General features: G+C 62.8%; 19 protein-coding genes and 3 pseudogenes. 11 read left to right on the top strand and 11 right to left on the bottom strand.

The genetic code is table 11. From position 1 onward, the window contains the following. Positions 1-2: 2 nt before the first annotated feature. Genes ACVDG8_RS28395 through ACVDG8_RS28385 form a run of 3 tightly spaced genes read right to left on the bottom strand, consistent with a single transcriptional unit; the run spans position 3 to position 1,716 of the window. Complete coding sequence (locus tag ACVDG8_RS28395) at positions 3-503, bottom strand: M24 family metallopeptidase (protein ID WP_455707320.1); 501 nt, start codon at positions 501-503, stop codon at positions 3-5. Then, positions 487-717, bottom strand: coding sequence for a hypothetical protein (locus ACVDG8_RS28390; protein ID WP_455707319.1), 231 nt, complete (start codon positions 715-717; stop codon positions 487-489). The genes ACVDG8_RS28395 and ACVDG8_RS28390 overlap by 17 nt, the downstream gene beginning before the upstream one ends. Before the next feature lie 9 nt (positions 718-726). Next, positions 727-1,716, bottom strand: a complete 990-nt coding sequence (locus tag ACVDG8_RS28385) for an ABC transporter substrate-binding protein (RefSeq protein ID WP_447251403.1) — start codon at positions 1,714-1,716, stop codon at positions 727-729. Positions 1,717-1,953: 237 nt separating this feature from the next. On the opposite strand from ACVDG8_RS28385, the pseudogene ACVDG8_RS28380 reads away from it, so the two are divergent. Beyond that, positions 1,954-2,711 (top strand): annotated as a pseudogene (locus ACVDG8_RS28380) (glutamine amidotransferase). Between the two features lie 124 nt (positions 2,712-2,835). Next, positions 2,836-3,666 (top strand): nitrilase family protein, encoded by an 831-nt coding sequence (locus ACVDG8_RS28375; RefSeq protein WP_455707866.1) that lies wholly within the window; start codon positions 2,836-2,838, stop codon positions 3,664-3,666. A 125-nt stretch (positions 3,667-3,791) separates the two neighbouring features. On the opposite strand, the gene ACVDG8_RS28370 is transcribed toward ACVDG8_RS28375, so the two are convergent. From ACVDG8_RS28370 to ACVDG8_RS28360, 3 genes are all read right to left on the bottom strand, one after another. Further along, positions 3,792-4,151 (bottom strand): tRNA-binding protein, encoded by a 360-nt coding sequence (locus ACVDG8_RS28370; RefSeq protein ID WP_447251400.1) that lies wholly within the window; start codon positions 4,149-4,151, stop codon positions 3,792-3,794. Positions 4,152-4,163: 12 nt separating this feature from the next. Beyond that, the gene (locus ACVDG8_RS28365) at positions 4,164-4,664 is read right to left on the bottom strand and encodes a YbjN domain-containing protein (RefSeq protein ID WP_447251399.1); all 501 of its coding nucleotides are present in this window, start codon (positions 4,662-4,664) and stop codon (positions 4,164-4,166) included. A 313-nt stretch (positions 4,665-4,977) separates the two neighbouring features. Next, positions 4,978-5,280, bottom strand: coding sequence for an accessory factor UbiK family protein (locus tag ACVDG8_RS28360; RefSeq protein WP_447251398.1), 303 nt, complete (start codon positions 5,278-5,280; stop codon positions 4,978-4,980). Between the two features lie 455 nt (positions 5,281-5,735). Between ACVDG8_RS28360 and ACVDG8_RS28355 the strand changes: the two genes are divergently transcribed. The 7 genes and pseudogenes from ACVDG8_RS28355 to ACVDG8_RS28325 all read left to right on the top strand — a co-directional run bounded on the left by ACVDG8_RS28355 (position 5,736) and on the right by ACVDG8_RS28325 (position 11,794). Further along, the gene (locus ACVDG8_RS28355; protein ID WP_447251397.1) at positions 5,736-5,975 is read left to right on the top strand and encodes a BrnA antitoxin family protein; all 240 of its coding nucleotides are present in this window, start codon (positions 5,736-5,738) and stop codon (positions 5,973-5,975) included. Positions 5,976-6,081: 106 nt separating this feature from the next. After that, positions 6,082-6,936 (top strand): prolipoprotein diacylglyceryl transferase, encoded by an 855-nt coding sequence (gene lgt, locus ACVDG8_RS28350; RefSeq protein WP_447251396.1) that lies wholly within the window; start codon positions 6,082-6,084, stop codon positions 6,934-6,936. Continuing rightward, positions 6,933-7,988 (top strand): class I SAM-dependent methyltransferase, encoded by a 1,056-nt coding sequence (locus tag ACVDG8_RS28345; RefSeq protein WP_447251395.1) that lies wholly within the window; start codon positions 6,933-6,935, stop codon positions 7,986-7,988. Before lgt ends, ACVDG8_RS28345 begins: the two co-directional genes overlap by 4 nt. Positions 7,989-8,077: 89 nt before the next feature. Continuing rightward, entirely contained in the window at positions 8,078-8,866 is a 789-nt protein-coding gene (pgeF, locus tag ACVDG8_RS28340) for a peptidoglycan editing factor PgeF (RefSeq protein ID WP_447251394.1), read from the top strand. Next, positions 8,866-10,017 (top strand): M24 family metallopeptidase, encoded by a 1,152-nt coding sequence (locus tag ACVDG8_RS28335; RefSeq protein ID WP_447251393.1) that lies wholly within the window; start codon positions 8,866-8,868, stop codon positions 10,015-10,017. Before pgeF ends, ACVDG8_RS28335 begins: the two co-directional genes overlap by 1 nt. Before the next feature lie 54 nt (positions 10,018-10,071). Beyond that, positions 10,072-10,686: a hypothetical protein gene (locus tag ACVDG8_RS28330; RefSeq protein WP_447251392.1), complete on the top strand. Its 615-nt coding sequence runs from the start codon at positions 10,072-10,074 to the stop codon at positions 10,684-10,686. 174 nt (positions 10,687-10,860) lie between these two features. Beyond that, a pseudogene (locus tag ACVDG8_RS28325) lies at positions 10,861-11,794 on the top strand (ribose-phosphate pyrophosphokinase). Between the two features lie 70 nt (positions 11,795-11,864). Here ACVDG8_RS28325 and ACVDG8_RS28320 read toward each other — a convergent pair. Next, positions 11,865-12,350: a dihydrofolate reductase family protein gene (locus ACVDG8_RS28320; RefSeq protein ID WP_447251391.1), complete on the bottom strand. Its 486-nt coding sequence runs from the start codon at positions 12,348-12,350 to the stop codon at positions 11,865-11,867. A gap of 103 nt (positions 12,351-12,453) precedes the next feature. Next, a pseudogene (locus ACVDG8_RS28315) lies at positions 12,454-13,321 on the bottom strand (AraC family transcriptional regulator). A gap of 151 nt (positions 13,322-13,472) precedes the next feature. On the opposite strand from ACVDG8_RS28315, the gene ACVDG8_RS28310 reads away from it, so the two are divergent. Further along, positions 13,473-14,714 carry an MFS transporter gene (locus ACVDG8_RS28310; RefSeq protein WP_447251389.1) on the top strand — a complete coding sequence of 414 codons (1,242 nt, stop codon included), beginning with the start codon at positions 13,473-13,475 and terminating at the stop codon, positions 14,712-14,714. A gap of 75 nt (positions 14,715-14,789) precedes the next feature. On the opposite strand, the gene ACVDG8_RS28305 is transcribed toward ACVDG8_RS28310, so the two are convergent. Beyond that, a complete protein-coding gene (locus ACVDG8_RS28305; protein ID WP_447251388.1) occupies positions 14,790-15,647 on the bottom strand; it encodes an alpha/beta fold hydrolase in 858 nt (285 codons plus the stop codon). Between the two features lie 148 nt (positions 15,648-15,795). On the opposite strand from ACVDG8_RS28305, the gene ACVDG8_RS28300 reads away from it, so the two are divergent. Next, a complete protein-coding gene (locus ACVDG8_RS28300) occupies positions 15,796-16,236 on the top strand; it encodes a MarR family winged helix-turn-helix transcriptional regulator (RefSeq protein WP_447251387.1) in 441 nt (146 codons plus the stop codon). 51 nt (positions 16,237-16,287) lie between these two features. Here ACVDG8_RS28300 and ACVDG8_RS28295 read toward each other — a convergent pair whose 3' ends face one another. Together ACVDG8_RS28295 and ACVDG8_RS28290 are read right to left on the bottom strand one after the other, a co-directional pair. Further along, positions 16,288-17,049 (bottom strand): ABC transporter ATP-binding protein, encoded by a 762-nt coding sequence (locus ACVDG8_RS28295; protein WP_447251386.1) that lies wholly within the window; start codon positions 17,047-17,049, stop codon positions 16,288-16,290. A 17-nt stretch (positions 17,050-17,066) separates the two neighbouring features. Beyond that, a complete protein-coding gene (locus ACVDG8_RS28290) occupies positions 17,067-18,065 on the bottom strand; it encodes an ABC transporter substrate-binding protein (protein ID WP_447251385.1) in 999 nt (332 codons plus the stop codon). Between the last annotated feature and the right edge of the window lie 23 nt (positions 18,066-18,088).

Genomic DNA, 18,088 nt, shown 5'->3' with positions numbered 1-18,088 from the left:
CGCTAGAGCGTGACGCAGCATTCGCGGCCGAACCAGACAAGGTCCTCGACCTTGACCGCGATATCGCCACGGGCGGCGAAGGGCTCGATCGCCCATGCGCCCCACATGGGGGTGGAATTGCCCGCGTCGATGAACTGGTGGAGGTAGGCGGCGCCGGCGGTCAGCGAATGCCCGATATTGGCGAGTTGGTCCAGGAGCACGAAACCTTCCGCCACCAGCCGCTCATGGGTCATGCCGAACAATTCGTTGGCCGACATGCCGGGCCGACACTTCGGCAGGACCTCGTGGTGCAGCCTTTCCAGGTCGCGTAGCGCGCGATCGGCCTCGGCATAGTCGCCGACGACCTTGCAACGGGTGCAGTCGCCCCAGGAACCGTCCGCGGTGATCGGATGCACGTCGACCATCAGGACGTCGCGCTCCGCGGCGGCGAGATCGGTCGGAGGGTTGGTCGGGAAGCAGACCCTGGTGTTCTCGCCGAGGCCGATGTTAGTGATCGTCCACATGCTCGACGCCGTTGGCGATGAGATAGGCGCTCACCGCCAGTTCGACGTCCTTCTCTGTCATGCCCGGCCTTACCGAAGCGAGGCCGGCCGCGGCCGCTCCTTTCGCAAGGATCTGCGCCCTCACAAGTCCGGGTGGAGGAGTATCCGAAACGTCGGGCCCGGGCCGGTAGGTCCAGGCGGGCACAACGCGATGAGGAGCGGCGGCGGCGGTCATGGGCAACTCCTACTGAAGGTACTGGTTCGTATAGTAGGCGGAAGACGACAGCGGCGCCTCGACGACCTTGAACTTCTTCAGAGCGGTGAGAAGCGAGACCCAGTCGGCGTCGTTCAAGACCATCAGGTCCGGCCCGATCTGGCCGAACAGCGGAATGGTGTCCTTCCACTGCTGGGTGATGAACTTCTCGTCATAGGCCTTGGAGTAGAGTTCCGTGAAGGCGGCGATGCCCTCGTCGGGATGGGCGGCCGCGTACTCGATGCTCTTCTTCGTGGCGCGTAGGAAGGCCTTGGCCAGATCGGGGTTGGCTTTCAGCCAGTCGTCATTGCCGGCGATCATGAAGATCGGCGTGTTCGGCACGCCATGATCGACGGCCGCGGTGAATTCCGCCTTCTGGTTGCCCGAGGTCGACATCTCCGTGCCTTCGGCATTGGTGATGCCGGTGATGGCGTCGACCTTTTTCTGCAGCAGCAATGGCACCGTGTCGTCGGCAGCCGCAACGGTGCTGACGTCGTCGAGCGTAAGGCCGGCGTCGGCCAGCATCATGGTCAGCTGCGCCTTGGTCCAGGCGTCGTTGTAGATACCGATGGTCTTGCCCTTCAGTTCGGGAACCGTCAGCGGCGCGCCTTGCGCGCTCAATATGCCCCAGTTGTTGCCGCGTCCGTAGCGGGCGATCGCCGTGACCGGCGCTTCCTGCTCCTTGGCAAAGATCACGTCCATGACGGTGGTGAAGGCAACCTGCGCCCTGCCGGTACCCAGGAATTTCATGGTGTCGGCAACCGTCGGCGGCACGACGATCTGAAGATCGATGCCCTCCTCGGCATAGAAGCCTTTCTTGGTGCCGAGGATCCACGGCACCCAGAAACCGTCCGGCGTCGGCCATTCCTGAATGAAGGTGAGCTTGGTGAGATCCTTGGCGGCCGCGGGTGCAGCCGCGACGCCAAATGTCGTGATTGCCACGGCCAGCGCGGCGGCGAAACTGCGCCTTGTGAATGTCATGACTGCGTTCTCCTCTTGCGAGATTTTTGGTTTTTTTAACTCTGCCCATCAATCCTGAACCGGTTCAGCTATTTCTGTCAACGGTAAAAAATTTCGAGCAATACCCCTTGCAAACCGGACATTCAGGCGACAGACTTAGTGCCTGAAACGGTTCAGTATATATCGCGAAACATTTTCGCCCGACGCCATTGCACATTGCATGAAGGAGATTTCGGTCGTGTCGAATGAAAAAAGAAGGTGTTGCTGGTCGGAGAAACCTGGCTAAGCACAGCGACCCATATCAAGGGCTTCGATCAATTCGGCAGCGTCACCTTCCATTCGGGCGCGGCGCCGCTGGCAAAGGCGCTCGAGGGCAGCGGATCTGAACTCACCCACATGCCGGCCCATGAGGCGGTGGAAAAGCTTCCGTTCGACCTCGACGGGCTGAATGCCTATGACGCTATCCTGTTGTCGGACATTGGCGCGAACTCGCTGCTGCTGCATCCGGATGTCTGGCTGCATGGCAAGCCCGTCGCGAACCGGCTGAAGCTCCTGAAGCAGTGGACCGAGGCCGGCGGCGGCCTCGGGATGATCGGCGGCTATTTCTCCTTCCAGGGCATCGACGGCCGCGCCCGCTGGCATCGTACGCCGGTCGAGGACGTGCTGCCGGTGACGTGCTTGCCCCATGATGACCGGCTCGAAATCCCCGAGGGCTTCAGCGCGGTCGTCGACACGAAATCCGGCCACCCGATACTCGCCGGGCTTGAGGGCCGGTGGCCAATTCTGCTTGGCGCCAACGAGGTGAAGCCCAGGTCGGCCGCGGGCGTCGAGGTGCTCGCCAGCCTGCCGGAAGAAATGGGTGGACATCCTCTGCTGGTGACCGGCAGCTACGGCAAGGACGGACACTTGCCTGGACATCGGATATCAGCCCGCACTGGCTGCCGGCATCCTTCTACGAATGGCCGGGCTACGCAAAACTCTGGCGCAACGCGCTCGGCTGGCTGACAAAGGCTTGAGGGCTTCGGAAAGAAGCGCGAGGAAGCCGAAGCGGCATCGCGCCCCGCGCCGGGCAGCAGCGAAAGGAATACCGGGATGACGAGCCAGGTTCGGGAAGCAGAAGTCACAGTCGCCTGCATTCAGATGGAGCCGCGTTTCGGCGAGACGGCTGAAAACGTGGCGAAATCGGTATCCCTGATCGAGGACGCCGCGCGGCGAGGCGCCGAATTGATCGTCCTGCCCGAGCTTTGCAACACGGGCTACGTCTTTCAAACCCGCGTGGAAGCCCGTGCCCTCGCAGAGGAGATACCGGACGGCCCAACGACAAGCGCCTGGCTCGAGGCGGCCGCCCGGCTCGGTGTTCATATCGTCGCCGGCATCACCGAGCGCGCAGGCAACGATTTGTACAATACGGCAGTTGTCATCGGTCCGGACGGACTGATCGGACGCTACCGCAAGATGCATCTTTGGGCGGACGAGGCGCTATACTTTACGCCGGGCGATCTCAGCTTCCCGGTATTCGATACCGCTCTCGGTCGCATCGGCTGCCATATCTGCTACGATTGCTGGTTTCCGGAAAGTTTCCGATTGGCGGCACTGCAGGGCGCGGAGATTCTCTGCGTCCCGACCAATTGGGTTCCGATCCCGGGGCAGGATCCGAAGCGGGAAGCCATGGCCAACATCATCGTCATGGCGGCTGCACATTCCAATTCCGTGTTCGTTGCAGCAGCCGACCGCGTCGGCACCGAGCGCGGCCAGCCATTCATCGGCCAGAGCCTGATCGTCAGTCACACCGGCTGGCCTATCGCCGGACCGGCAAGCACCGACCGCGAGGAAATCCTGATCGCCAAGGCCAATCTTGCCGACGCCCGCCGCAAGCGCAACTGGAACGCCTTCAACCAAGTGCTGCGCGACCGCCGCACCGACGCCTATGCCGAGATGCTCGGCAGCAGCCACAAGCGCGGCTGGTATTGATGGGTGCAGCGCTACTCGATCCATCGCGCCGCTGGCGCGCCCCGACACGCGCAATCCTCCCGAACGAAGGGATCGACTTCATGGGCCAGATGTGAAAACAGGGCTGCCAGCCGCGCCTTTCCTGATCAGAACAAGTGTCCGCCGTTCGGCACCTTGCGCTCGATGGCGCCGAGCACCACGGCGCCCTCCTCATCCGGAAAACCGAGCGTCAGCACTTCCGACATGAACGGACCGATCTGGCGCGGCGGGAAATTGACGACCGCGAAGACCTGGCGGCCTATAAGCGTTTCCGGCGCATAATATTTGGTGATCTGCGCCGACGATTTCTTCACCCCGATGTCCGGACCGAAATCGATCTTGAGTTTGAACGCCGGCTTGCGCGCCTCCGGAAACGGCTCGGCCTCGATAATCGTGCCGGCGCGGATGTCGACACGATCGAAATCGGCAAAGCTGATCTTCGGCTTGCGCTCGTTGCTCGAACTCATCGCTAACTGTGCTCAGGCGTTTCCGTGCGTTTCGAACAGCACGCTGGACAGCGCGTCCTTGGCCGAGGTGCCAGACCAGACGACGAACTGGAAGGCCTGGAAATAGCATTCGCAGGCTTCGAGCGCCGAGGACAAAAGCACCTCGACCTGCTGGCTCGACGGCTCGACCCCGCCGGCGAGCAGCAGCGACTGGCGGAACATGATCGCGCCTTCCTGCTCCCACAGGTCGAAATGGCCGAACAGCATCTGTTCGTTGATCAGCGACAACAGCCGCATCACTTCCAGCGCGCGCGTCTCCGGCACTTTGATGTCGAAGGCACACGCTAGGTGCAGCGCCTCGAAATCCTCCATCCAGGAGAAGGAGACGTGATAGTCGGTCCAACTGCCAACCACGGAAATCGAAATCTCGTCGTCGCCGGCACGCTCGAAGGACCAGTCGTTGTTGTGAGCCACCTGCTCGATGACGTCCACCGGGTGGATTTCGCGGGATATTTCGAGTTCGAGGAGTTCCATAAATGCTTCCTGTGTTCAGGGGAGCGCCACACGCTCCGCGGGGCACACACGACGAACAATCTGTCTAGAAACTCGGACGGTCAGGACTTTCCAACGAAAAGACCCCAACCGGATCCCACCGCCCGGCGCATGACCCTACTCCGAATCATGCAACAAATTCAGTCTATTGATCGGGAGTCGCGTGAACAGCCCAATTTTTCGCACTGCGTCATTCGCATGTGGAAAGCCGCTGTCACAAAGATTCATGCAATGCCGGTAAACGATTCACGGCAAAGCGATTTTTCGGATCGCGCTATGTGGAAAAGTTTAACGATTATTTTTTTGCGCGGGGCTTCGCGGCACCCGCCGGTGCGGCCTGCCCGGTCAATTCGGCGAGCCTGGCCTCGAGCGCCTCGACGCGCGCCGCCAATTGGATGTTGTCTTCGCGTGCCTTGACGGCCATCTCGCGCGCCGCCTCGAACTCCTCGCGCTGAACCACGTCCATGGAGTTGAGCAGGCGCTCCGCCTGGGCCCGGAACGCCGTCTCCATCTCCCGCCGGACGCCTTGGGCGGCACCCGCCGCATCGGTCATCAGCTTGGCGAATTCATCGAGAATGCGGTTCGGTCCGGTCGACATGGCAAATCCTCGGCTTTAGTCATTTTGACGTAGTGGCGTGCGAGGCGGAATGCAAGAACGTTGAGGGTTGATGCGTCATCAAGTCGGATACAATCTGACTTGGCTGGTACAATCAGAGCAAGAGCATTCGACGGGGGTCTTCTGTGGCTATAAACGCGAATTCAAACCGGCGTCTTGCAGCACTCGACAAGGCGCTTACCCGAGGCGTCAGCGATGCCGACGCAGAGCGGGTCAAACCAGCCGAAGATGTGTTTGATCGGCTGGAAGCCAAGTACGAGGCATTGGCAGAGACCAAGAAGTCGCCAACCTAGGCACGCTTGACTCTGCGGGAGGCTCCCGCGATTGCAACTCGCTTTCGAGACCTCCTCCTATACGAGATGTCACCAAGTCGCCTATTGTGGCGTTTTCGTCGCGACTTGCGTCAAGCATGAGCCACTCTCACTTGGGATCAACCAATGGCAACGCCCCCGCGCCGACCGACAAATCCGATGGCGGCCGCAGAAGCCGCCTTCAAGCCGGTCAAGAAACCTGCAGCTCCCATTCGCGAGGCCGCTGCCGCACCGAACGTCAGGGAGCTCGTTTCGATCAGGATCGATCGCGCCGTGCTGGACCACTTCCAGGAAGATGGTCCCGGCTGGCAGGACAGGATCAACGACGCTTTAAGGCAAATTGTCGCCGGCAGACCCCAGGCTTGAGACCGCACCTGCGAAGGTGAAGGCAACCACGACCTTGCCTTGACCCTGCCAAAACCCTGCCGCATGGTCCGCGCCCGATAGACGACCGCAACCGGGAGACCCCAGTTTGAGCGAATATTTCCTGCTGCCGCTGGCCTCCCTGCCTTTCCCCAACATCAATCCGGTTATCGTTCAAATCGGGCCATTGGCGGTGCACTGGTATGGCGTCGGCTACATCGTCGGCATTCTTTTTGCCTGGTGGTATGCCAAGCGCCTCGTCACCAATTCCAGGCTCTGGCCGAACGGCGCCCTGCCGATGAAGCCGGAAGATCTCGACGATTTCATCGTCTGGGCGGCGATCGGCGTGGTGCTCGGCGGGCGCACCGGCTACGTGCTGTTTTACGACCTGCCTCGCTATATCGCGCATCCGCTCGACATCTTCGCCGTCTGGCAGGGCGGCATGTCGTTCCATGGCGGCCTGCTCGGCGTCATCCTCGCCATGACGCTGTTCTCGCTCAAGCGCGGCATCCTCACCTGGACCTTGTTTGACGTTGTGTCGGCAGGCGTGCCGGTCGGGCTTGGCCTGGTGCGCGTTGCCAATTTCATCAATTCAGAACTCTGGGGCCGGCCTTCGAACGTGCCGTGGGCGATCGAATTCCCCAATGGCGGCCCGTTCACACGCCACCCCAGCCAGATCTACGAAGCGCTGCTCGAAGGCCTCGTGCTGTTCCTGGTGTTGCGCTTCTTCACCCACTCGCGTCTCAAATTGAAGACGCCGCGCTTTGTCGGCGGCGCCTTTATCTGCGGCTACGGCCTGTCGCGCATCTTCGTCGAGTTTTTCCGCGAGCCGGATCAGCAACTCGGCTACCTGCTCGGCACCAACTGGCTGACCATGGGCATGATCCTGTCGACGCCGATGGTGTTGGCCGGCATCTGGGCCATGGCCACCGCGAAGCCGGTGACACAGTCGCAGGCGGCATGACCCGGCTGAAGGAGCGCATCACAGGCCTGATCGGCGCAGCGGGGCCGATCCCGGTCAGCGAATATATGGCGCTCTGCCTGTTTGATCCCGACGACGGCTATTACACGACGCGCGAACCCTTTGGCGCCTCGGGCGACTTCATCACCGCGCCCGAGATCAGCCAGATGTTCGGCGAGCTTGTCGCCGTCTGGCTTTACCGCGCATGGCAAGATGCCGGCCGGCCGCAGCCCGCGACGTTTGCCGAGATCGGCCCTGGACGTGGCACGTTGATGAAGGACATGCTGCGCACCTGGTCGCGGATCGATCCTGAGATCCTCGCCGGGACGTCCTTTGCCATGGTCGAGACCAGTCCACGCCTTGCCGAAATCCAGCGCGCCACACTTGCCGGCCAGAGCACCGAATTGGCGTGGCACCAGACCATCGACACGCTACCGCGGCAGCCGCTGTTCATCGTCGGCAACGAACTGTTCGACGCCGTGCCGATCCGGCAGTTCGTGCATGCCGGCGGAAGCTGGCGCGAACGGATGATCGGCCTCGACGACAATGACGACCTGCGCTTCTTCGCCGGCGCGGGGTCCGTCGACCCGGCGCTGCTGCCCGACGATGCCTCGGACGCACCCGAAGGCGCCATTGCCGAGGTGGCGCCAGCCCGTTCGGCGCTGATGGCGGCGATTGCCGAGCGTATTGCCGCCCAGGGCGGCGCGGGTCTTTTCATCGACTATGGTCATCTGCAACAGGGCATCGGCGACACCTTGCAGGCCTTACGCAGGCATCGGCATGAGGACGTGCTGGCCAATCCCGGCGCGGCCGATCTCACCTCCCATGTCGATTTCGCAGCCCTCGCCACCGCAGTCCGCTCCCATGGGCTCGATGCCCAGATGACGACGCAAGGCGAGTTCCTGCTTGGCATGGGCCTGATCGAACGCGCTGGCGCGCTGGGCGCCAATGCCGATGACCAGGCCCGGCAAGCCATTGCCGATGCGGTCGAGCGCCTGGCCGGCCCCAATGCCATGGGTGACCTGTTCAAGGTGCTGAAGATCGGCCCGCCGTGAACCGAGCCTGACGGCAACTTGGCCTGGCCCGGTCCCTCGCCCGAACTTCGCCTTGACGAACCCGCCTTGCGCGGACGACAAACCCACCCATGCTGAATCAGACCAGACCCGATCCAGTGCGCTCGCCCCTCCTGGAAAGGATACAAGGCATCCGCCATGGTTATTTCACCCGCGTTGGCGGCGTCTCCGGCGGAATCTATCAGGGCCTCAACATCGGCACCGGCTCAAGCGACGACCAGACGCTGGTGGCCGAGAACCGGCGCCGCGTTGCCGACTGGATGGGCGTGGCCGCCGGCCATCTGCTCACCGCGCACCAGGTCCATTCGCCCGACGTCGTCATCGCCAGGGAGCCTTTTGCGGCCCCTCGCCCCAAGGCCGACGCCATCGTCACCGACCGTCCAGGCATCGCCATCGGCGCCTCGACGGCCGATTGCGGCCCGGTGCTGTTTGCCGATGCCGAGGCGCGCATCATCGGCGCCGCCCATGCCGGCTGGAAAGGCGCTTTCACCGGCGTGCTCGAAAACACAATTGCCGCCATGGAGGGCCTGGGCGCGCGGCGCGAGCGCATCGTCGCCGTGCTTGGCCCTTCCATCGGGCCCCGCAATTACGAGGTCGGGCCGGAATTCGTCGCTCGCTTCGTCGAGGCCGACGCCGGTAACGAACGCTATTTCGAGCAGTCGGTTAATCCCGCACACTCGATGTTCGATCTCAACCAATATACGGTCGACCGGCTGCTTAAGGCCGGCGTGACCGCCGAAGGCCTCGGCCGCTGCACTTACGCGGAAGAATATCTTTTTTATTCCTACCGGCGCACCACCCACCGCAAGGAAGCGGATTATGGACGCCAGGTTTCGGCAATCGTTCTGGAGAAAGAATAATGGCGCTGCATTTCGAACGATCGGAATATGACGCGCGGCGCGACCGGCTGCTGATCGAGATGGCCGAAAAGAAGCTCGACGCCGTGCTGCTCTTCGCACAGGAGAGCATGTACTGGCTGACCGGCTACGACACCTTCGGCTTCTGCTTCTTCCAATGCCTGGTGGTGAAGGCCGACGGCTCAATGGTGCTGCTCACCCGCTCGGCCGATCTGAGACAGGCGCGCCACACCTCGACCATCGACAACATCATCTTGTGGACCGACCGCCAGGGCGCCAATCCGGCGATCGACCTGCGCAACCTGCTCAACGATCTCAACCTGCTCGGCGCCCGCATCGGTGTCGAGTATGACACCCACGGCTTGACGGCCTATAACGGCCGTCGCCTCGACGAGCAGTTGCAGACGTTTGGCCAGATCGCCGATGCCTCAGGCATCGTCGGCCGGTTGCGGCTGTTCAAGAGCCCGGCCGAGATCGCCAAGGCGGAAAAGGCCGCGAATCTTTCCGATGACGCGCTGGATGCCGCCTTGCCACTGATCAAACAAGGCGGCGACGAAGGCCTTATCCTCGCCGCCATGCAGGGCGCGGTCTTTGCCGGCGGCGGCGACTATCCCGCCAACGAATACATCATCGGTTCGGGCGTCGATGCCTTGCTCTGCCGCTACAAGGCCGGCCGGCGCAAACTCAACAAGAATGACCAGCTGACGCTCGAATGGGCGGGCGTCTTCCATCACTACCATGCGCCGATGATGCGCACCGTGCTGACCGGCAAAGTGTCGAAGCGCCACCAGGAACTGTTCGACGCGTCCCGCGCCGCCTTGCTGGCGGTCGAAAAGGCGATGGTGCCCGGCAACACCTTCGGCGATGTCTTCGACGCGCATGCCCGCACGCTCGAAGCGCATAATCTGACCAAGCACCGGTTGAACGCCTGCGGCTATTCGGTTGGCGCCCGCTTCACGCCGTCCTGGATGGACATGCCGATGTTCTACCAGGGCAACACCGAACCGATCGCGCCCAACATGACGCTGTTCGCGCATATGATCATCATGGACTCCGAGACCGAGACGGCCATGACCCTTGGCCGCACCTATCTCACAACGGAATCGGTGCCCAAGCCGCTGTCACGCCATGATCTCGACTTGATCGTGCAGTGAATCCATAATGGTTGGTTCACGCGGGGGCGTCGCCACCATGGAGTTTTCGGGCAGATGAGACGATCGCAAGCGACGACCGTGTCATTGCTCGCGGCCTTGGTGCTCGCAGCCTGCACCAACGCCAAGGACGTGCTGGAACCTTCGGCCATCACGCCACCTGCAACTTCGGCTCAGACCTTGCCGGCCACGCAAGGCACGACATCGGCCGCCACGTCCCCGACCGCGACCTCTCCGGCTCCTGTGCCCACTCCGGGCGCATCGACCTCGGCGACGCCGGCCCAGACCGCTGTTCTGGCGAGGACCCGGCTGCAGGTGGCGCCGATCGTCGGCGCCCCAGTCGAAGCCGCCGGACCGTTGACGGCCGAACTGCAGACACGCGCCAAGCAGCGCGGCCTGACGCTTGTCGGCAGCTCTGACCAGACGGCGACCCATGTGCTGAAGGGCTATTTCTCGACGATGTCGGAAGGCAAGGACACCACCGTCATCTATGTCTGGGACGTCTACGACCCGTCAGGCAACCGCCTGCATCGCATCAACGGCCAGCAGAAGGCGCCGTCCGCCAGCAGCGGCGAAGGCTGGCCGACCGTGGCGCCAGCGACCATGCAGTCGATTGCCGACCAGACGATCGACCAGTTCGCCGCCTGGCTGGCCACCGGCCGCGCCGGCTGAGGAACCGCTGGTCTAGTGAACTGTTGCCGGCTTGCGATGTTTTCCACGTTTGTTGCGGTCGCCTGAAGGATTCGCGCTCACGAGGCTTGCAATACCGGCGCGGACCGCTAAAAGCCCGCTTAAAAGGCTCATGAGAGTCTCTCCCGTCTCTCACTCCTTCACCAGGAACGGTGCATGAAGCTTTTCGCGGGCAATTCCAACCGGGTGCTGGCCGAGGCGGTCGCTCGCTATCTCAACATCCCGCTGGGGAAGGCCAGCGTCAGGCGCTTCGCCGACCAGGAAATCTTCGTCGAGATCCAGGAAAATGTGCGCGGCGAGGATGTCTTCATCCTGCAGTCGACCTCTTATCCGACCAATGATCATCTGATGGAACTCCTCATCATGATGGACGCCTTCATGCGCTCCTCGGCCAAGCGCATCACGGCGGTCATCCCTTATTTCGGCTATGCCAGGCAGGATCGCCGCGCTTCCGGCCGCACGCCGATCTCGGCCAAGCTGGTCGCCAACATGATCACCCGGGCCGGCGCCGACCGCGTGCTGACGCTAGATCTCCATGCCGGCCAGATCCAGGGCTTCTTCGACATTCCGACCGACAATCTGTTCTCGGTGCCGGTGATGGCGCGCGATGTGAAGGCCAAATACAAACAGCTCGGCAATGTCGTCGTCGTCTCGCCGGACATTGGCGGCGTGGTGCGCGCGCGCTTTGGCCAAACGCTTCGACGCACAGCTCGCCATCGTCGACAAGCGTCGCGAACGTCCTGGCGAATCCGAGGTGATGAACATCATCGGCGCGGTTGCCGGTAAGGATTGCCTGTTGATCGACGACATCGTCGATTCCGGCGGCACGCTGTGCAACGCCGCCGATGCGCTGCTCGCCAACGGCGCGACCAGCGTCACCGCCTACATCACCCATGGCGTGCTGTCGGGCGGTGCGGTTGCCCGCATCGCCGGCTCCAAGCTGCAGGAGCTGGTGATCACCGATTCCATCCAGCCGACGCAGGGCGTGCTCGACGCTCCGAACATCCGCGTCATCTCGATCGCCGACCTGATGGGCGAAGCGATCTCGCGCACCGCGACCGAAGAGTCTGTGTCGAGCCTGTTCGATTAGGTTATGGCCGGCGCGTAGCGCAGCAGCGTCACGCCCTGCGTAAGGTTGTGCGTGCCAAGCGGTTTCAAGGTCAGCGACAGGCCGGCCTGGAAATACGGCTTGCCGCCACCAAGCACCATAGGGTGCACATAGAGCCGGTATCGTCGATCAGACCAGCGCGTGCGAGATGCGCGGCAAGCTCGGCGCCGGAGACGGAAATTTCACCGTCCGTTTCCGACTTCAGCGACCTTGCCGTCGTCTCGACATCGCCCTTCATCAGCCGGGCGTTGGGCCCAACCTCTTCAAGCGTGGTCGAAAACACGATCTTCGGCGTCTCTTGCCAGGCGTGGGCAAAATCCCACTCGACCTCGTCAGGGGCAGTGTCTCGCTCGGGGCTGTCCCAGAAGCGCATGATTTCATACATCCTGCGCCCGCAGAGCGCGATCGATGTCCGTCTCATCTCGTCGTTGAAATGCCGGTGCAGTTCCTCTTCGGGTATCGGCAAGTCGATGCCGCCGCTCGGCCCGGCAATGTAGCCGTCGAGTGAGGTCAGCATGGCATAGACGATCCTGGCCATCGGGTCGCTCCGTTTGTCGCATCACAAAAAGAGCATAACTGATTGCATTTCGCAATCAGTTATCGCGGAGACGCACCAAATTTCGTCGACGCTTGCTTAACCCTCAAGCGGCGGCGGGGCCACCTATCCGGCGCAGGTTTCCACCGGTATCGCGCGCGCCGCGCATATAGCCGCGCGGCGAGGCTCCGAGCATGCGCTTGAACATGGTGATGAAGGCCGGCACGCTGTCATAGCCGAGATCGAGCGCCACCCGGGTGATCGGCTCGCCATCGGCGAGCCTCGGCAAGGCCGCGAACAGGCAGGCCTGCTGGCGCCACGTCGACAGCGACAGCCCGGTCTGGCGGTGGAAGGCGCGGGTAAAGGAGCGACGGCTCATGCCCGCGGCGTCCGCCCAGTCATCGATCGTCGCATGCGGCGAGGGTGCCGCGACAAAGCGCCGGCACAGCGCCGCCAGCTTCGGATCGGACGGGAACGGCAGGCCGAGCGGCCGTTCCGGCAGGGTCGGGATCTCGTGCAGCAAGAGGTTCATGATCAACCCGCCGCGCCCTTCCAGCTCGCCGCCTTGCGGCAGCTTTTCCGATTCGACGATCAGGCTATGCATCAGATCGGTAATCCCGACCACGCGCAAACCTTCCGGCAGCCCGGGGATAGCGCCCGGCATGACATAGACCGAGCGCATCGAGACATCGCCCAGCATTTCGACCGAATGCTCGATGCCGGCGGAATCCACATCGCGTGGTCGGGGGCACCATCCAGCGCCCATGCCTGGTCGTCACCAGCACCACGCCAACCAGAGCGTGCAGCAATTGGCTGCGGCTGTGGCGGTGCTGCGGCACGTGGTAGCCGTCCGGATACTCTGTCGGCAGCGCCACCGCTGGCCCGGCGACCTCCTCCAGCCATTGCCAGCGGCTCTCGTGCAATTGGCCGAGATCGGCATTGCCGACGCGAAAGATGTCCCTGCCATGTGGCATCGCTATGGCCCACTTGCGAAACTATTGGACCAAACCACGAAAGAAGTCGCGCGGCAAGCGGCTTATAAGGCAACCGTCCCTAAGGCGGCCGCAGGAGCGTCCGCCAGACTGCCTGCGGGAAACACCCGCCAAAAAGACCACGGAGCCTGCCTTGACCGACACGACAGCCACTAGCATCGCGCCGCCGGCGCCCGCCAGCCTCCCCTCGGCCCAGGCGACCGCGTTCACCGTCATCCTGGCGGTGAGCTTCTGCCACGGCATCAACGACATCATGCAGTCGCTGCTGCCGGCGATCTATCCGCTGCTGAAGGAGAATTACGGTCTCGATTTCTGGCAGATTGGTCTTTTGACGTTCACCTTCCAGGTAACGGCTTCGCTGCTGCAGCCGATCATCGGCATGGTCACCGACAAGCGGCCGATGCCTTATTCCTTGCCTTGCGGCATGGCTTCGTCGCTGATCGGCCTGATCGTGCTGGCTTATGCCGGCCACTATGTGCTGCTTCTGGTCGGCGCCTCGCTGATCGGCATCGGCTCGGCGATCTTCCATCCGGAATCCTCGCGCATTGCCCGCTTTGCCTCGGGAGGGCGCTTCGGTCTGGCGCAATCGCTGTTCCAGGTCGGCGGCAATTTCGGCCAGTCGATGGGCCCGCTGCTCGCCGCCTTCATCGTCGTGCCGTTCGGCCAGACCAGCATTTCCTGGTTCGCCGTCGGTTCTCTGATCGGCATCTTCGTTCTTTGGCAGGTCGGCGGATGGTACAGCCGCATGCGTGCCTCGATGGCCACGCGCAAGCAGGTCGCTCACGTGTCGCCCTTCCCGCGCAAGAAGGTGATGGCGGCACTTGCCGTGCTGACGCTGCTGGTGCTGACCAAGAACGCCTACATCGCCTCGCTCTCCAGCTACTACACCTTCTACTCCATCCATAAATTCGGCGTTTCGGTGCAGACAAGCCAGGTCATGCTGTTCCTGTTCCTCGGCGCCTCGGCGTTGGGCATTCTGCTCGGCGGTCCGTTCGGCGACCGCTACGGACAGAAGGCGATGATCTGGTTCTCGATCGTCGGCGTGCTGCCCTTCACGCTCGCCCTGCCCTACGCCAATCTGGAGTGGACGATGGTGCTGACAGTGCTGATCGGTCTGATCCTGTCGTCGGCCTTCTCCAACATCGTGGTGTTTGCGCAAGAACTGGTGCCGGGGCGTGTCGGCACGATCGCCGGCATCTTCTTCGGCTTCGCCTTCGGCATGGGCGGCATCGCCGCTGCCGTGCTCGGCGTCGTCGCCGACATGAAGGGCATCGACTTCGTTTTCCAGATCTGCTCGTATCTGCCCTTCCTCGGCCTGCTGACGGTCTTCCTGCCCAACATGAAGGAAGCGCGGAAGGCCGGGGCGCCGGCTTGAACCTGCCAAGCCTGGACACATACGAAAAGGCACCCGCCAGCCGGCGGGTGCCTTCTGACTATTTACTGGGCGATACTAGGCCTTGAAGAAGGCCAGCAGGTCGGCGTTGATGACATCCGCGTGGGTCGTCGCCATGCCGTGCGGAAAACCCTTATAGATCTTCAGCTCGCCCTTCTTGAGCAGCTTGATCGACAGCAACGCGGAGTCCGCGATCGGAACGATCTGGTCGTCATCGCCATGAAGGACCAGCACAGGCACCTCGATTGCCCTCAGATCGTCGGTGAAGTCGGTTTCCGAGAAGGCCTTGATGCAATCATAATGCGCCTTGGTGCCGCCCATCATGCCCTGGCGCCACCAATTCTCGACCACCGCTTTCGAGACTTCGGCGCCGGGACGGTTGAAGCCGTAGAACGGGCCGGCCGCAACATCGTGGAAGAACTGGGCCCGGTTGGCTGCCTGGGCGGAGCGGAAACCATCGAACACCTCAATCGGCAGGCCACCGGGATTGGCCGGGGTCTTGACCATGATCGGCGGCACCGCGCCGATCAGCACCGCCTTGGCGACGCGGCCGCCTGAGCCGTACTTGGCGACATAGCGCGCTACCTCGCCACCACCGGTCGAGTGGCCGACATGGATGGCGTCCTTGAGGTCTAGATGCGCCGCAAGTTCCGCGACATCGGCGGCGTAGGTGTCCATCTCGTTGCCGGTGTCGGTCTGCGTCGAGCGGCCGTGGCCGCGGCGGTCATGGGCAATGACGCGGTAGCCTCTTTCCAGGAAGAACAGCATCTGCGCGTCCCAGTCGTCGCTGCTCAGCGGCCAGCCATGATGGAAGACGATCGGCTGACCCGTCCCCCAGTCCTTGTAGAAGATCTGCGTTCCGTCCTTGGTGGTGATCGTGCCGCTGCCCGAGCCTGACTTGGTCTGCGAGGTCATCTCAATCTCCTTCTGTTGATGCCGCGATAAACAATATCGCGATAATTATCTTCGTACCGAAGCACGGAACCCATGTCTACAAAAATATGTATCGCGATATCTTTTTTCGTAGTATGCAATAATGCTCAGTCGGCAAAAGGAATGCGCCGTGCCCCTCCCGTTGGACAATCAGCTTTGCTTCACGCTCTATGCCACCTCAATGGCGATCAATCGCACCTACAAGCCGATGCTGGACGAGATGGGGATCACCTATCCGCAATATCTGGTTCTCAATGCGCTGGGCGAGGCGGACGGCATGTCGGTCGGCAGCATCGCGCACCGGCTCGCTTTGGAATCGAGCACCATCACGCCGCTCGTGAAGCGCATGGAACAGGCTGGCCTGGTCACACGCCAGCGCAGCCAGACCGACGAGCGCCAGGTGCAGGTCGACCTGACCTCCGAAGGTCGCGCGCTGCTTACCCAATGCAACTGCCTGAACGAGACCCTGATCGAGCGCTCCGGCATGACGCTTGCCGAGTTCGACGGCCTGAACCGGAAAATCCAGGCGCTGCGCAACGCTTTAAGCGCTGGCCAGGCGGCGGACGCCTGAGGTGTACTGAGAATTCAAGTCGGACTGGCATCACCTGAATATCAACACACCTCAGTGTAGGCCGAACTCGCGCAGCAATTCCTCGCGGTAGCGCACGAAGCGGCTTTCGCTGCGCTCGCGCGGCCGCGGCAGGTCGATATCGATCAGCCGGGCAGCGCCGCCCTTCTCCCTGGGCAAGATCAGCACCCTGTCGGCGAGGTAGATCGCCTCCTCCAGGTCATGCGTAACCATGACCATGGTGACGTTCTCTTCGCTCCAGATGCGCGCCAGCTCTTCCTGCATCGAAATCTTGGTCATGGCGTCGAGCGCCCCCAGCGGCTCGTCGAGCAGCAGGATCTCCGGCTGCACGGTCAACGCCCGTGCGATGCCGACGCGCTGCGCCATGCCACCGGACAGCTGCCGCGGATAGGCGTCTGCGAATTCGGCAAGGCCGACCAGCGCGATGTAGAAGCGCGCCCTCTCCTCGGCTTGCGCCTTCGCCACGCCGCGCACTTCGAGGCCGAAGGCAACGTTGCCAAGCACGGTCAGCCAGGGCAGCAGCCTCGGCTCCTGGAAGATCACCGCCCGCTCCTCGCCGACGCCCTCGACTTGCCTGCCGTCGATCGCGACAGTGCCGTTGTTGGCGCTCTCCAACCCGGCAAGGATGCGCAGCAGCGTCGTCTTGCCGGAGCCGCTGGCCCCGACGATGACCAGGCATTCGCCGGAGCGGATGTCGAGGTTGAGCGAGCGCAGCACGGCAAGCTGCCGTCCGGCAATGCTGAAAGACTTCGACAGGTCGCGGATCGTGACCTCGCCGCCGCGTGACATAGCCATGCCGCCTGCCTCCGTGCTCAATTGATCTTGGTTTCGCCGGGGCGGTAGAGAATGTCGGTTGCCTTCAACTTGCCCTTCGGCAGGCGGCCATCGCGCTCGAGAACGTTCACCCAGAAGTCGATGTCGCGGTCCGTCACCGCGGCCTTCTCGCGCAGGCCGAAGCCTGTCCAGTAGCGCGCCAGGTCGCCATTCTCTCCGCGCTTGTTGAGGATACCGGCGAGCAGCTTGCGCGTCTCGTCGGGATTTTGCCTGGACCAGTCCGACGCGCGCGCCGATTGTTCGACGAAGTTGCGTGCGGCATCCGGATTGGCGGCGATGAAATCGCGCCGCAGCACGACGAAGCCGCCGGCGATTTCGCCCAGCACATCGGTGTCGTTGAACACGCCGCGCACGCCGCCATTGGCAACCAGTTGGCCGGCAAAGGTCGCCTGCCAATAGCCGAGCCCGGCTATGTCGACCTGGTTGGAGCGCAAGGTCTGCTCGAGCTGCGGTCCCGGCACCACGACCAGCTTGGCAGCGTCCGGCGGCAGGCCGACGCTGTGCAGCGCCTCGCGCACCGTATAATCGAGATGGGCGCCCAGCGTGTTGACCGAGATCGTCTTGCCGGCGATGTCGGCGATCGATTTGATCGGGCTGTCCTCAAGCACGTAGAAGACGCTCTTCACGTCCTTGTTGATGCCATTGCTCGGATAGGCGGCGACGAAGTCGTTGCCGCCGGCAATCGAGTTGATCACCGCGGGTGTCGCGGCCGAACCGAGATCGACGCTGCCGGAGGCGAGCGCAAACAGCGATTCCGGCCCGCCGCCGACATAGCCGACATTTTCGAGCTCGATGCCGAGGCCTTTGAAATAGCCGAGTTCGTCGGCAAGCTCGTGCGGGGAGACGCTGCCACGGCTGGCGAGATAACGGATTTTGACGGAAGCGGCTTGCGAACGCGCAATCGATGGCAGGCCGGCAGCAAGGATGCCGACGGCAAGCGGTGCGCGCAACAGAAGCGAACGGCGGGTGATGCTCATGATCAGGCCTTTCATTTTCAAAT

This window comes from Mesorhizobium sp. ORM8.1 (assembly GCF_053005525.2).
Note: the sequence above shows the minus strand (reverse complement) of the source record. Positions and strands in the feature narration are given on the sequence as shown.